The organism is Bacillus sp. JJ1532 (assembly GCF_036965085.1).
Taxonomy (GTDB): domain Bacteria; phylum Bacillota; class Bacilli; order Bacillales; family Cytobacillaceae; genus Cytobacillus.
Genome location: NZ_JBALOW010000012.1, coordinates 1 through 15,043 on the forward strand (window position 1 = coordinate 1; position 15,043 = coordinate 15,043).

15 protein-coding genes are annotated in these 15,043 nt (G+C 37.2%); 6 read left to right on the plus strand and 9 right to left on the minus strand.

The annotated features are described in order from the left end of the window. Positions 1-248: 248 nt before the first annotated feature. Complete coding sequence (gene helD, locus V7122_RS05090) at positions 249-2,513, plus strand: RNA polymerase recycling motor HelD (protein WP_335525976.1); 2,265 nt, start codon at positions 249-251, stop codon at positions 2,511-2,513. 110 nt (positions 2,514-2,623) lie between these two features. On the opposite strand, the gene V7122_RS05095 is transcribed toward helD, so the two are convergent. The 7 genes from V7122_RS05095 to V7122_RS05125 form a co-directional block, all read right to left on the minus strand. Next, on the minus strand, positions 2,624-3,016 hold the full coding sequence (locus V7122_RS05095; RefSeq protein WP_335525977.1) for a VOC family protein: 393 nt from the start codon (positions 3,014-3,016) through the stop codon (positions 2,624-2,626). A gap of 18 nt (positions 3,017-3,034) precedes the next feature. Then, positions 3,035-3,208, minus strand: coding sequence for a hypothetical protein (locus V7122_RS05100; protein WP_335348446.1), 174 nt, complete (start codon positions 3,206-3,208; stop codon positions 3,035-3,037). 36 nt (positions 3,209-3,244) lie between these two features. After that, complete coding sequence (locus tag V7122_RS05105) at positions 3,245-3,478, minus strand: hypothetical protein (RefSeq protein WP_335525978.1); 234 nt, start codon at positions 3,476-3,478, stop codon at positions 3,245-3,247. Between the two features lie 4 nt (positions 3,479-3,482). Next, positions 3,483-3,839, minus strand: coding sequence for a VOC family protein (locus tag V7122_RS05110; RefSeq protein ID WP_335525979.1), 357 nt, complete (start codon positions 3,837-3,839; stop codon positions 3,483-3,485). Between the two features lie 47 nt (positions 3,840-3,886). Next, positions 3,887-4,660, minus strand: coding sequence for a helix-turn-helix transcriptional regulator (locus V7122_RS05115; protein WP_335486125.1), 774 nt, complete (start codon positions 4,658-4,660; stop codon positions 3,887-3,889). A 20-nt stretch (positions 4,661-4,680) separates the two neighbouring features. Further along, the gene (gene fosM / locus V7122_RS05120) at positions 4,681-5,097 is read right to left on the minus strand and encodes a FosM family fosfomycin resistance protein (protein ID WP_438824767.1); all 417 of its coding nucleotides are present in this window, start codon (positions 5,095-5,097) and stop codon (positions 4,681-4,683) included. Between the two features lie 171 nt (positions 5,098-5,268). Continuing rightward, positions 5,269-6,021 (minus strand): vWA domain-containing protein, encoded by a 753-nt coding sequence (locus tag V7122_RS05125; protein ID WP_335348025.1) that lies wholly within the window; start codon positions 6,019-6,021, stop codon positions 5,269-5,271. 189 nt (positions 6,022-6,210) lie between these two features. On the opposite strand from V7122_RS05125, the gene V7122_RS05130 reads away from it, so the two are divergent. Beyond that, on the plus strand, positions 6,211-7,368 hold the full coding sequence (locus V7122_RS05130; protein ID WP_335348026.1) for a pyridoxal-phosphate-dependent aminotransferase family protein: 1,158 nt from the start codon (positions 6,211-6,213) through the stop codon (positions 7,366-7,368). Positions 7,369-7,414: 46 nt separating this feature from the next. Here V7122_RS05130 and V7122_RS05135 read toward each other — a convergent pair whose 3' ends face one another. After that, positions 7,415-8,131 carry a mechanosensitive ion channel family protein gene (locus V7122_RS05135; protein WP_335348027.1) on the minus strand — a complete coding sequence of 239 codons (717 nt, stop codon included), beginning with the start codon at positions 8,129-8,131 and terminating at the stop codon, positions 7,415-7,417. 487 nt (positions 8,132-8,618) lie between these two features. Between V7122_RS05135 and V7122_RS05140 the strand changes: the two genes are divergently transcribed. The 3 genes from V7122_RS05140 to V7122_RS05150 all read left to right on the plus strand — a co-directional run bounded on the left by V7122_RS05140 (position 8,619) and on the right by V7122_RS05150 (position 11,599). Beyond that, the gene (locus V7122_RS05140; RefSeq protein WP_335346231.1) at positions 8,619-9,494 is read left to right on the plus strand and encodes a CAP domain-containing protein; all 876 of its coding nucleotides are present in this window, start codon (positions 8,619-8,621) and stop codon (positions 9,492-9,494) included. A 224-nt stretch (positions 9,495-9,718) separates the two neighbouring features. Next, on the plus strand, positions 9,719-10,939 hold the full coding sequence (locus V7122_RS05145) for an ATP-grasp domain-containing protein (protein WP_335346232.1): 1,221 nt from the start codon (positions 9,719-9,721) through the stop codon (positions 10,937-10,939). A gap of 204 nt (positions 10,940-11,143) precedes the next feature. Next, on the plus strand, positions 11,144-11,599 hold the full coding sequence (locus tag V7122_RS05150) for a CotY/CotZ family spore coat protein (RefSeq protein ID WP_335346233.1): 456 nt from the start codon (positions 11,144-11,146) through the stop codon (positions 11,597-11,599). 262 nt (positions 11,600-11,861) lie between these two features. Here V7122_RS05150 and V7122_RS05155 read toward each other — a convergent pair whose 3' ends face one another. Then, positions 11,862-12,623 carry a YheC/YheD family protein gene (locus tag V7122_RS05155; RefSeq protein ID WP_335354380.1) on the minus strand — a complete coding sequence of 254 codons (762 nt, stop codon included), beginning with the start codon at positions 12,621-12,623 and terminating at the stop codon, positions 11,862-11,864. Between the two features lie 243 nt (positions 12,624-12,866). Here V7122_RS05155 and V7122_RS05160 point away from each other — a divergent pair, with 243 nt between their 5' ends. Next, positions 12,867-15,041, plus strand: a complete 2,175-nt coding sequence (locus V7122_RS05160; protein ID WP_335346235.1) for a YheC/YheD family protein — start codon at positions 12,867-12,869, stop codon at positions 15,039-15,041. The last annotated feature ends 2 nt before the right edge of the window (positions 15,042-15,043 follow it).

Genomic DNA, 15,043 nt, shown 5'->3' on the forward strand with positions numbered 1-15,043 from the left:
CTTTTTCGGTAAATGAACAGCTCTTTCTTTTACCGCGGGATTCTTCTTTTTCTTTCTTCGGTAAATGAACAACCTTTTCTTTTTACGTAATTCCGTTATTTGTTACTGTGATCTTTCCAATTACGATCATCGCAATCATTGGAAAAATATTGCTTCCTATGGATTTTTCTGATAATATAAATTTCTTATCACTCATGCTCCAACGTACTTCCCCATTGCGGCTGAAAATGAAATGGGAGGAAGATTGAATGTCATCTCAACAACACCCCGATTTTCTAGCAGAAATTCAACGATTAGATTTTACGAAAAAGTATATGGATGTCGTCATCAAGACCGCTGAATCAAGTAAAGACCAGTTTCAAGAAAACATGAAGGAGGCTTTCCAAGATGTAGATTGGCTGGAATCGAGCTTAAGCTATTCTTCGCTATTAACGAATGCCAGATTTTTCGAAATGTCTCGTGATGAATTAAAAAGCTTAAAAAACGCTCGAAACAAACCTTATTTTTCCAGAATTGATTTTCAAAGACAGGATCTTAAAGACGAGGAAATTCTCTACATCGGAAAGACTTCCTTATATTCAAGGGAAAATCAGGAGCAAATCATTGTGGATTGGAGATCACCGATTGCCAATCTTTATTATGAAGGCAGACTTGGCGAGGTGCATTACGATTCTTACGAGGAAAGCTTTAACGGCTATTTATCTTTAAAGCGGCAATTTATGATTGAGGAAGGAAAGCTCGAAGAAATTCGTGATATTGATTTAACGACAACTGATGAATTGCTTCAAGAATCGCTTTCCAAAAGCTCAAGCAACCGCCTTACAGAAATTATCTCAACGATACAGGAAGAGCAAAATCGAATTATCCGGGCCGACTTAAACAAGCCCATTATTGTTCAAGGGGCTGCCGGCAGCGGAAAAACAACGATTGCCCTCCACCGGATCAGTTATTTTATTTATCAGTACAAGGAAAACTTTGCACCTGAGCAGCTGATGATCTTAGCGCCAAGCCGCTTGTTTATAGATTACATATCTGAAGCGCTGCCCGAGCTGGGTGTTGAGAGAGTTCGGCAAACTACTTATCAGGAATATGTGCAAGTATGCCTTGGTCAAAAGCTTAATATGGTCAATAATAATAAATTGGTTCGGCTGCTGGAAGAGCCCGAAAGCAAAGATTGCCAAATTTCAGCATGGATTTCATCAGCAAAGGGATCTCCAGTTTTTCATGTAATTCTATCCAATTACCTAACAAGCATTTATAAAACATTTTTTCCTACAGAAGATTTCATGGTCGATAAATTTCGCCTATTCAGCTACAAGAAGTTTATTCATCTCTTTAAGACCGACTATAACTATCTTCCACTTTTTAAAAGGCTGGATAAACTAAAGGCCGTCTTGCAAAATGACGTGGCGAAAAAGAAGAAAAATTTAATTAGCAAAATCGAAACCTTTTATGATGAACGAATAGAAAGTGCTCTTTATCGTGGAAAGGATCCGGAGAGAAGGAGACAGTATGTTTCTTATGCACTAGACAAAAAAGCGCTAAGGCTTGAGGAAATTAAAAAGGCCATTCGTAATGCTGTCCCTGCATATATGAAACAGTTCCCGAAAAAAACGCTCCTGCAGTATTATCACGAGCTTTTTAGTGATCCTATTAAGCTTTGCCAATGGGCCGAGGGCGGTCTCTCCGAACAGGAAGCAGAATTGTTATGTGAATATAGCCAGACCCTTTTTGCAAAAAAGAAATATGAAAGAGAAGATCTTGCTCTGTTGCTTTATTTGCAGGTAAACCTTTTTGGCATTCCAAAAGAGTTTAAAGCCAAAAATATTGTCATTGACGAAGCACAGGATTACAGCTTCATGGAGCTGCTATCCCTTAAGAAAGCACTTGATACTGATATGTTTACGCTAGTGGGTGATCTTGCACAAGGAATTCATTCCTATAGAGGCTTAACATCGTGGAATGGAGTTTTAGAGGACATTTTTCCGCGAGCTACCTACACAGAATTGCAAAAAAGCTACCGAACAACCGTTGAGATTATGGAGAAAGCAAACGAGCTGTTAAAGCTTCTTCCCTACTCTTTTCCGAAAGTTGAACCCGTTGTCCGGCATGGAGAACAGCCTAGGATTATAAAAAGAAAAAACGGAAAAGAACTTGTTCAGCAAATTGAAGAGCAAGTAACTAGTCTGAAAGAGGAAAACTATAAAACTTTCGCGGTCATCGGCAAAACCATGAAAGATTGTCAGCTTCTTTATTCGCTTTTCGAGGAGCATTCAGATGAACCTGTCACACTGCTCGCAGAACAAACAAAGATCCCGAAAGATGAAATTGTGATTGTTCCTTCTTTTTTGGCAAAGGGGTTGGAGTTTGACGTTGTTATCATAATTTCACTTGAAGAATCATTCTGTCGCGACTCTGAACTAGATATTAAGCTTCTTTATGTGGCCATGACAAGACCACTGCATCGGTTGTATTTTTATGGAGAAAGGGATGGGGATTTTATTATTGCGTAAATTAATCTGAACTTTTTTCAAAATTGAACAAAATTTAGAACAGGAAAAATCAGGACTTCTATTGATTGGAGTCCTGACTTTTAGCTTTCCCTTCGTTTTTTGCTCATTTTCTAAACATCACCTAAGATCGATTTTATCTTTTCTTGCTTCTCATTCTCATCCAAATACTCAAATAAGCCCAATTGGTTTCCCCATGAGTCTTTAAAGGTCCCCCATTTAGCAGGAACACCTTCCCTTTCGAATATCTCAAATTCCTCTATTTTTAATTCCTTCACTAATCTATCTCTTTCTTTTTCCAGATTTGAAACACCTAATCGGATCGGGCCGCTCCCCTCTGCAGGAAATCCTTCTGCCACTTGCAGCCAACAGCCGGGAATGACCTCCCATTCGGCAAAGCCTTGATGAGGACTAAAATCAGGTTGCCTATTTAATAATGTTTGGTACCATGTTTGGCCTTTTTCGAAATCATTCACTCTGATTTGAATCGTTATTTCATAAACCAATCTACTAGCCCCCTCAACCTAAAAGCGATAATCCTCTTTGCACACAATACCATACTCAAGGTACATCTTTAACAAAGCCAGTGCTTCTCCCCATCCAACTGCACAGCCTATACAAGCTGAAAGATCGGTGGAAGATGTGGAATAGCCAGCCTCTTCTAAAAGTAAAAGTGTTCCTTCTTGATAAGGCTGCATTTCAAACTTTACAGTAGTTGGATTTTTGCCAGGGGACTATTGAAAAGAAAACAATCTATTCGGAACGGCAGCCAAAATATCCCCGCCGTCTTCAATATCCTCTTTATTTACACCGTAGTTGGACCATCTTAAGGTTATTATCCCTTCCCCATTCTCATCCAAGTGTAAAACTGTATGATCTGTAAACCATGCATTCCAGCCCTCTGCCGTAGTTAAAGTTTCATAAACCTTATCTAAGGAAGCCTTTATGTATGTTTGATGATTAATCATTATCTCACTCGGAAAATTCTACAATTTCAATTTGGTTCCCCACAGGGTCTTCAATGATCGTGTAACGGCCAGGGGGGCAAGGTCTTGGTTCATCAAACAAAATTTTCATACCTTTAGATTTAAAATCAGCGATATCCTTGTCAAGATCCTTTGACAGTACACCTAATAGTACATTTTGCTTTGGCTCCTGATAAGCCTCCTCGTCTTCCTCTAACACAACTGGTATTTCATCATGTTTAAGACTAACAATCTTATCTCCATAATATTTTGAAACTTCGAAACCTAATACATTAGTATAAAAATCAACGGACTCTTGAAGATTTTTGACACGAACAGTAAGCACACAAACTTTATTTAACATGACATCTCCTCCTTCTTTAAACACCATTTTACCGAAAAATTAATCATTTAATTTCTTCTAGATTGCTCATTTTCAAATAAAAGCATTGGCAAATTAATTAAAATAGGCGGGTCATAAGGCATTGGTTCTCTTAAATTAATAGTTACTTCCGCTATCGTTTCTTTTTTAACTTTAATTGCATGATCAAATTTCCCTCGCAGTGATTTATTCAGTACGAAATAATCTTTCGGGTTTTTGCTCCAATGAATGGCAGCAGCCAATATGTAAAAGGTGCCTTCCGGAACTTTGGAAAAAATATATGTTCCTCCATTATTCAAAACACCTCCCAAAATCGGCCTTTGGTCAGGTATTGGGCGTGGAAACAGTCCAACAAAAATTAATCCTTTAAATGTTGGGGGTGAGTTTATATGACAAGTGATTGTTGAGGATACTGTTAGTTGGGATGGATAACCGCTCTTCTCATTGTATTGATGAATATAGTGATATAAAAAATCCGATTTGGTCTTAAATTGGTTTGGAGATTGTCCTACAAATTGTTTAAAACGCGAACTAAAAGACCCAATACTTTTATAGCCTACGCTTAATAAAGATTTTAGTATCGAGTTCGATGGGCTTGATAAAATCTCCTTGCATGCCTCAATCCGTAATGCAGATAAAAAATGTCTAGGTGTTACCCCTGTCACTTCCTTAAAACCTCTTAAGAAATGATAAGTACTATAGCCGAATTTAGCAGCTAACTCTTCTGAAGTAATTTCTTCCTCCAAGTGATTTTTCATATATTCAATCGACTGCTCAACAGCATTAAAAAGTTCCTTATCCATTCCTCTCACCCTATTTCATTTTAGAGAAATTCCATATGCCTTTTTTCTTTCTTGTAATATTCCAATCTATCCTGCAAAGTCCCTGTATGTAACTCAAATTTATGACCGTCTGGATCTGTAAAATAAATTGATTTCTTATCCTTTTCGTCTCTTGGACGACTAGGAAGGATATTCACGTTTAGCTCTGTTAATTTTTTATACATAACTTCGAAGTCTTTTTCTTCAATGGTAAAAGCAATATGCGTATAGGAATGGGCTATTTCATTTCTAGGAATATCCTTCTCCACATTTAACGCCAGCCACATTCCATTAAAATCAATGTAGGCAGTGTTTCTCCCCTTCACTAATAGCTTGGCATCAAAAACTTTCTGATAAAATTCAATAGACTTTTCTAAATCTGAAACCGAGAATAAAAAGTGATTTAAACCCTTAATCATCAAGAAATCACCTACTCTTGCAAAATTTATATTAAAGCTGACTATATATTCAGCTATCAGATACTTGTTTGGGTTGGCATTTTAGTATTTGTCAGCCAATTCGACCTGTTTGTCAGCCAAATAAGATACTTTATCAGCCAACCGCTCAAATTCAATGAAACGAACCCCTATCTACCTATTAAATAACCTGTTCCAAAACCCCTTCTTTTCTGGCTCTTTTTGCACTGGCTCATTTAACTGCGGCTCTGTGCGATTATCTACCAAAATACCTTTTTCCTTCGCTTCCTTCAGCCAGCTTGGAAACTCATTTAATAGTGAATAATAGAGTTGATCATCAGACATTTTATCAATTTCCTCAATATGCAGGAAATTAGCGTTATCCACAATACGGCCTTCCATTGAATCAATTTGCTTTAGAAAGTCAAAATTCCCATTTCCTATCCCAACAAACTGCCAGAATACCGGATGTTTTGCAGAGCTTTCAATAATGGGCTTGATCGTTTTCTTACAGCCGCCATCATTAATAAAGACAATAAAGGCTGGATCCATGCTCGGTTCTTCATCGATATATTTTTTTATTACATCCTTCATAACAGGAGGTTCGTCATTTCGGCCAAATTTATGGATCAAGTCATTTTCCAAAATAATTCGATTAACATACCCATCAAAATCTCGTTCCGTTACCGGCTTTAATCTTGAGAATTCATTATCATACACCCAAACATCCAGCATTCCGTCATCATCAAACTGTGAGGCAATCGCTAATATTCGTTCAACCACCTTCTGCACTGTTCCATTTTTATACAATGTTCTCATTGATCCGGTGATGTCTAGAACTAAACCAACTCGCGCGGTTACCGTTGTTAAATTCTTCTTTTCTAACACAATCTTTACACTTTTTTTCTGCAAATCTATTGTAGCCATTAGACCCCTCCTGTTTTATTAAATAAATTTCTTAACCTTAACTAACTTTTACCAATATGGTACTATTATAATTAGAAAATTAGAAATATGGTAACAATATAAGCTTTAATAGAGGTAATCATAATAGTGGTTAACCTCGCGCCTTTAGGCTAAAATACTCAATAAATAATCTTTACTGGAGGGAAAATTATGTATAAAAACATTTTAAGGCACCCAGGACCTACACCTATTCCAAAAAAAGTTCAACTAGCCATGGCTGAAGATATCATTAGCCATCGTAGTGAAGAGTTTGTTCAGTTATATCGTACAACAACCAATCGTGTGAAGACAGTTTTTGGTACGGAACAAGATATTTTTCTGCTGCCGTCTGGCGGTACTGCTGCTTTAGAGGCTGCGGCAGTTAACACGGTCTCGGCTGGAGAAAACGTTGTTGTTATTACAGTTGGGGCATTCGGGGACTACTTCGTTTCGATTTGTGAAAAATACGGATTTAATGTGCATAAGCTTGAAAAAGAATGGGGCCAGGCTTGTACAGAGGAAGATCTAGCGGAATTCCTAAAGCCCTTGAAAGATGTGAAAGCTGTTTTTGCTACATACAACGAAACATCAACAGGTATTTTGAACCCAATCGAAAAGCTAGCGACTGCTGTTCGTACACATTCAGATGCACTTTTTATCGTTGATGGGGTTAGCTGTATTGGCGGAGCACCCGCGGAAATGGATAAATGGGGCATTGATATACTCGTAACAGGTTCTCAAAAAGCAATGATGCTGCCGCCTGGACTGGCTCTCTTAAGCGTCAGCGACAGAGCTTGGAAAGTTATCGAGAATAATAAAACCCCAGCATATTACTTAAATTTGCTGAGCTATCGCGATTGGGCAGCAAAAGGCATGACACCTAACACTCCTGCGGTTACTCTTATTTATGGATTAGCTGCTGTCTGTGACCTTATCGAAGAAGAAGGAGGATTTGCACAAACCGTTGCCAGACATGAGCTTATGAAAAATATGGTTCGTGAAGCCATGAAGGCGCTAAACATAGAGCTATTAACGAGCGATGAATATGCATCACCAACCATTACGGCGATCCGCACCCCTGAAGGTCTGGATCTGGCACAGTTTCTTAAGCACCTAAAGCAAAAGTACCATTTAGATTTTGCTGGCGGGCTTGGACACCTGCAAGGAGAAATTTTCAGGTTCGGCCATATGGGCTATTGCTTCCCAAGTGATGTTCTCCAAGCCGTTTCCTTAATGGAGGCCGCATTACAAGACTTCTCTTACTCCTTTGAACCAGGAGCTGGGATAAAAGCGGCACAGGAAGTATTTTTGACTGCTAACCAAAAATAGATATATTGAAAAAGTCTGCTTCTAAATGAAACAGACTTTTTCCCATTTATGCCTGGCTCTCCGCCAATGATTTCTCTTGTTCGAGAATGTCCATGATTTTGTAATTGAACACTTCTTTGATCTTTAAATACTCTCCCCATTCAACTGTAACTGTAAAAAAGTTTATAAAGATCTCCATTTCCTTATATTGGTCAAAGGTAACGTAGATTGTGTCCTGATGAATATCCGGGTTATTTTTTAGGTAGTTTTCAATTTGCTTGACAACAGATTTTAATTTTTCCTGTGAAGTATCCTGTGGCAGCTTTAAATTAAAGGTAATCTGCCTCTTCCCTGCTTTGCTCCAGTTCATAATTGCCTCATTCGCCAAAGTAGCATTCGGAACAGTCACAAGCGCCTGAGCAAAGGTCCGTACCTTTGTACTTCTAAAGCTTATATCCTCTACAATTCCTTCCACACTGTTTGTCTTAATCCAATCACCTATTGAAAAAGGTTTTTCCGTAATAATTATGATCCCGCCGAATAAATTACCGATCGCATCCTTTGCAGCTAATGCAAAGGCTAATCCACCTAAGCCTAACCCCGCAACAAAGCCATTGACATCGTAATTAAACTCCTGGGCAATCACGCTTATACTGATCGCCACAATCAAAAATTGCAATGCCTTAGATAAAAATGGAATCAGAATTTCATCAAATTCAATATTATATTTAGAGGCATTTATCTTTTTAAAAAGCAATGAAGAGGACGAAGAAAGATTAAGCAACCCCCAGCTAATAATCAATATAATCGATGATCTGATAATTTTTAAAAATAATGGATTTGCATGATTGAAATAAGGAAAATACTGCACAGAAAAGTAAAGCCCTGTAATAATAAATAGCCACTGAGCAGGTTTTTCAAAGGCTATAAGAATTTGGGATAAAAATTCACCAGGCGCTATTCTCCCTATCCTTACCAAAAATGCAAAAACGTATTTTACGAAAATTTTCCTAAAAAGAAGAAATAGCAAAAAAATCCCGATAGATATCACAATTGCCTTTAGATTTTCGTATGAGGTAAATATCTCCAAGAACATAATTCAGTCGAACCTCCTAACAAAAAATACTTTTTTATATTAACAATACAAGTCTTATTAAGAAAGTGTGAAGAGTCCCGAGTTTATATTTTCCGATTATTTTCCATCAATATTTTTTAAAGAAAAATCAAAAATATAAGAGGAAGGAGTTTTTCAAAAAAAGGAGGCATTTCAATTGATAAACAAAAAAATGGGTATACTCCTAACATCTACCCTGATGTTAGGGCTTGTTGCATGTAATACTGATACAAATAATGGTAATAAGCCTGGGAATGGAAACGATAATAACATCTCTAGTATGACTACAACAATGTCCAGTGATAATTACCCTCATACCAGAGCGGTATTGACTCAAGATGCAAAATATCAGTTTACTCCATTAAATCCTGGGGAGGATGTAAATTTTCAAGCAGAACTCCCTCAATTGAATTATGGCCAAGCACCAATCCAGCAGCAAGATCAAGCTGGTCAGCCAGAACCAAACTGGAACCAAAGACAAGCTGCTCAACCACCAAATTATGGACAAGCACAACCACAGCAAAATAGAGAATTTGCAAAAGCACCAGCTCAGCAGCAAGCACCTACGCAGCAACAAAGACAGACTGCTGAAGGGCCAGGTCAACAACCAGCACCCGCACAGAAAGGACAAGCTCAAACACAAGCACCACAAAACATTAGTCAGGCTGCACAACAGGTTATTGATTTAACGAATGCACAACGCAGACAAAATGGCCTGTCCGATTTAAAAGCAGATACTCAATTAAGTGGTGTTGCTCAAAAGAAGTCTGAAGACATGCAGCAAAATAATTACTTCTCACATACAAGTCCTAACTATGGGTCACCGTTCGATATGATGAGAGACTTTGGTGTGACATATACAAGTGCAGGTGAAAACATTGCACAGGGTCAACAAACACCCCAAGAAGTCGTTCAAGCATGGATGAATAGTGAAGGTCACAGAAAGAACATTCTAAGTAATAATTTTACCCATATTGGAGTAGGATTTGAGCAAAACGGTAAACATTGGACTCAAATGTTTATTGGTAAGTAATTTATTTTAAAATATATCAAGTCCTAAAATAATGCATATTATTTTAGGGCTTATATATTTTTATTCATAATTCTCATTGATTTAGTAACTTTCATTTCCAAATACGATTGAATCTTTCCGTGCCAGACTCTACACGCGTTTATACCAACCGTGTTTTGGGTCTGGCACCTATTGTTATTTCTTATCATAAGATAATAGACCATGTGAAGCAGGAAGGTTGGATCATGAAAACAATTGTCTTTATCGGAAGTAATCAGTTTGGAACGAGTAATGAAGCTCTGAGGGCGGCGAAGGAAATGGGATACTGCGTCATTTTATTTACGGATAAACGCCGGCACCTCCAGCATAATAAATTCCCCGTTGTGGATCAAATCGTATATTTCCAAAATTTATTAGATAAAATACGGGTTTTAGAGGAACTTGAAGCCCTTAAGACATCAGGGAAACATCTTTGTGCCTGTGTAAGTTTTATCGATCCCTTTGTTTCTTATACAGCACGGTTAGCAAAGGAGCTTGGTTTATTTCAGTTATCGGCAGACGCTTTAGCGATTATGGAAAATAAAATTAAAGTGAGGAATCAGTTAAAAGGCCACCCCACCTCCTCTTTTTATGACGTATACGACTCTCATACTTCTATTAAAGACTTCACAAAGAAGCATGAATTATCTGTTCCGTTAATTATTAAATCCCCGGTCTCCAACGGTTCAAAAGATGTATTTTTAGCTGAAACTGCTGATGAATTTAAAAAAACTCTTCAATCTTTACATGATCAAACCTCCGATCTCCCTATATTAATTGAAGAATATTTAATAGGGCCCCAATACTTAGTTGAAGTGCTAGTACAAAACAGAAAAATTGAAATCGTCGGTGTCATTGAGCAAGAAACGACGTACGAAGATATATTTATCGTCGTTGGCTATCAATTTCCAGCTCAATTAAAGAATGATGAATATAAGAGTCTCATAAAATCAGTTACAGAAATCGTCCAACAACTCGGACTAAAAAACGGATCCTGTCATTTAGAATTGAGAAATGTTCAAGGAGTATGGAAACTGGTAGAGATTAATCCAAGAATGTCCGGCGGCGCCATGAATCGGATTATTGAGGAAGGGACAGGTATTAACCTTATAAAGGAAATATTGAAACTGAATGTTGGAGAGGAAGTAACATTGACTAAGATACGTGAGGTTCACGTCTATGCCAAATATTTAACGTTTGAGACAAGCGGAGAATTACTTTACGTTACAGGCGAAGATCTTGCTTGGGAACATGATGGTGTTAAATATGTGTACGTTAAACCTTTATTAGGTAAAACCGTCACAGCTCCTTATTCAATGGGTAATCGCTATGCTTGTGTTATTGCAGCGGCAGATTCTGCTGAAAATGCTAAAACAACGGCGATTTCCGCCGCACAGGAACTGAAGTTTTACTTAGAACCTTATTGAAAATTCCTGCCAAGAAAAAAAACGAGCTTTAAGCTGTGGAATCTTTCGACGAACGGGATGCAGCCTCCAAGCAGCAGTCTTAAAACCTATCATCTGCATAATTGGGTTCTTTGGACAGGTCTATTTTCGCTTTCCATCCGCACAATCCCTAATTACTTGCAATAATATAATAGCAAAAGGACAGACGGGGGGAGGAAAGCAAAAATGAACGACATAGAGCAGGGACATAGTCACTGTATATGTGAAGCACTCATTGAATTAAAGTCCTTACAAGATATTTTAATGAATTCCTCAACTAAATATTTTGGACCGCTGCTATCCAAAATTGCCGGAGTCGATACGATCCCCTTTCTATTACTAAAAAAGAATGGACTATTATCTCATCTATTGACCGAAATAAATGAGAAAAACGGGAAACACGAGTGCATTGAGTCCAATTTTTTTCGAATCGAATCTATAGATAAGGAAAAATGTGTTGCGATTGTTTCAATACTGCGCCCTTTTGATATTAAAGGAAATCATACAAACTCAGTAGGCAAGGTCATGAAATTAATCAAAACACCTGCTCGTAAAGAGGTTGATTTATCTTCCATTTGCGCCATACAAGTTCTAGATACCGAATTATTGAAAAGAAGAATTGTCATTGAGCCAAAATGGTAAAAACAGGGGACCGGGCACACGCCTGGTCTTTCTGTTTATTATTCCTGAACCAATTGGACGAAAAGCTAGCTGTAGTGTTTTTCTTTTAGAAAGGCTAAATGTGACAAGCATTTCATCAATGATTTTCCATAGATCAAGGTCTGATTTAGAAATAACAAATTAACCCCGGTCAATTACCGGAGTCATTTGATAGCAACTTAGGCTATAGGTCTTTTTTACTTTCCATTTTGTAGAGTATAGATGGCATGTGAGTGGGGACTTATCATTTATTTCTCATTTTTTCATTATAGTCAAGATACCATGTTATTGCGTCCGACTTGAATGGATTTTTTGAATCGAGGAAAACATCTACCATGGGAGCTGCATTAGCTTCAATCAGCCAAATATCCCCACATTCATCAACAGCCAAATCATAACCCCATATATTTTGATTTTTGAATTTGTCAGTATAGCAAAGTGAGGCTGCTAATGCTAATTCATCTAAAGCAGCCAATGTCTTTTTTAAGTTCAAATTGTTAATATTTGAGTTTAACAGCGCCTCCTCTACCGTTACTACAGTTCCATCATTTAGGACATTAGTTGTAACATAACCATTTTTGGCAACTTTCCCGCACCTCGCAGTAATCACCCATGTTTTATCCCCATGTTTTCGCTGCACAATATACCGAAAATCGATCAGATTTCCATTCACTTTTGCAAGGGGGATACAATATTGAATAAGAAACTTCCTCTCCTTTATTCTTTCCTGTAATAAACGTTCAAGTCCGTTCTTATCAACAATTACATTTTTCGATTTCTGAAGGTGAACCTCATATTTTTCTCCACCGACTTTTGATACTTTTATGATTCTCTTTCCCCCATTTCCCAATGCAGGCTTTAAGATAATTTCCTTATTTCGACTCATCATCTCCCAAAATTTTTCAATTGTAAATAGATGGGTCTCAGGTAAAAACTCGACTAGATTCTTACATTCCAATAAAAGCTGATGTTTGTCCCATTTATTCATTTTTGATTTTTTCCTCATTGCATCCACTCCATATTCTTAAGGTCCCCTTCAGTATATGAATAAGATTACTAATGGCTTGTTGCATTGCCTAAAAGAAAGATTTCCCCTTAATTACTCCCTGTTTTGTCCTTCATTTTTCCTTTGCCCTAAATGGTCAACTATTAAAATTTGATCTAAAAATAAACGTTTGTCCGGTTCAAAAGCTTAACTAATTGAATGTAATATAAATAGGTTGTTAGATAAGTAAAAGGAGTTTATGCTATGACACTTATAGGAATGCTGCACCATCGAAAAGATCCATCAAAGGTAAGAAAGACTTATGCTTTTGCTGCGGTCGCTAAAGCTGAAGGCGCAGATTTTTTTTACTTTTCTCCTAGTACAGTAAATTTCTCAAAAAAGTCAATAAAAGGGAAAGTGTATGAGAATGGCTCATGGGTTGAACGAAACATGCCCTTCCCGGACGTCATTTATAATGCTGGTGACCCTAATAAATTGGCAAAGTCGGAAAAGGTTATTCAAAAATTAAAGGAAATGATCCCTTTTACGACAAATTCCATCGGGAACAAGTGGAGTGTTTACGAGAGGCTTAAAAGAGGAAAGGAGTTTTCTCACTATTTAATTCCCTCCGAAAAAATTTCAAATGATTCAGATGAATTTTTCCGATTTTTATACGCATTTGAAAAGATTGTTTTTAAACCTTATGATGGGAGAAAAGGAAAAGGGATCTACTTTATTTCATTGAAGAAAAACAACAAAGAAGAATTTCTTGTAACGCAAGATTCACATTCAAGTTCTTATTCAAGGAATCAATTAAAGGATCTAATAGAAGAAAAGCTTTCAACGGGAACCTATATTATGCAACCTTATATAACATCTATTACCAAGTCTGGACAAGTTTACGACTTCAGACTTCATGTTCAAAAAAGTGGAGAAGGAGAATGGGTCATCACCGCTATTTACCCAAGAATAGCCCCTAAGGGATCCATTATTCCTAATATTAATAATGGGGGATTCACCAATTATTTAGAACCATTTTTAAAACAAGAATTTAAAGAAGAAGCAATGAATATTAAAGGGACTCTTGAACACTTTTCATTGACTTTAGCCCAGCATCTTGATGAGCTCCAGATGCAGCTATATGGAGAAGTTATTGATGAAATGGGAATCGATATTGGATTAGACGAGAATAAAAAAATATGGATCTATGAAGTTAACTGGCTGCCAGGCTGTCCTCCTACGTTTTATCTAGAGATGGATGTTGTCATAAATTCCATTAGATATGCTATGTATCTGGCAAAAAACCAACAGGCAATAAAAGCTAAGATCCAAAAAGTTAAAAGAATGAATACAGCAAAAGGCGAAATCCCAATTATAGCCATAACGGGCAGCGCCGGTAAAACTACGACTAAAGCATTTCTAGCCTCAATCCTTTCGAAAAAATGGAATACCTTTGAATCAAAGGACTATTGGAATACCGCCCAACATACTGAAATTCATGCTTCTGAAATCAATAAATCCCACGAAGCCATTGTCCTAGAATATGGAATGGCCTCCCCTGGAACGATAACTAAACACTGCAGCATTATTAAACCGAATATTAGTATTGTGACAAACATCGGACTGGCACATGTAGGCTATTTCAATGACGATATTAGGGGAATAGCTAAGGCTAAATCTGAATTAATACACGGGATGGATCAAGACGGCTTGCTCGTTATGAATAAAGATGACCGTAATTCTCTCCTTTTAGAGACAGATAAGTTTAGAGGTAAGATCATTACAATCGGTATTAAGTCAGACGCTGACTATAAAGCCTTTGATGTGAAATATTCAGAAAATGGAATGTCTTTCAAAACGATGTTGCATGGACATAAAGAGAAGTTTTTCATCCCTATTTTCGGTGAACATCATGTATATAATGCCTTAAATGCTATTGCTGTGGCGGACCACTTAGGTCTAACTCCAATTGAAATCCAAGCCGGATTATTATTTAGAAAGCCGCCAAGAAGATTAACGGTTTATAATCAGAAAAACAATATTATTCTAATTGATGATACTGTTCATTCTCATCCTGAAGGAGTAAGAGCTGCCATTGATGTACTTGCAAATATCGGAAAACACCGCAAAATAGCAGTAATTGGAGAAATAAGAGCACTCGGGAATTTAAGAGAGGCAGAATATCGAAAAATAGGAGAATATGTCTACGATAAAAAAATTGACCTTTTTATCACTTATGGTGATCAAACAGAAACAATGGGCGATCAAGCTAAAATAAAAGGCTTTCCTGCCAAAAATGTATACCACTTTGACGATAGAAATCAGTTACATGAGTTTCTAAAGAGAATTATTAAAAAGAATGACACCATTTTAGTTAAAGGTGCTAGCCGAGCAAACATGTATGAAACGATTAAATTCTTAAAAAAAACATTTAAATAATA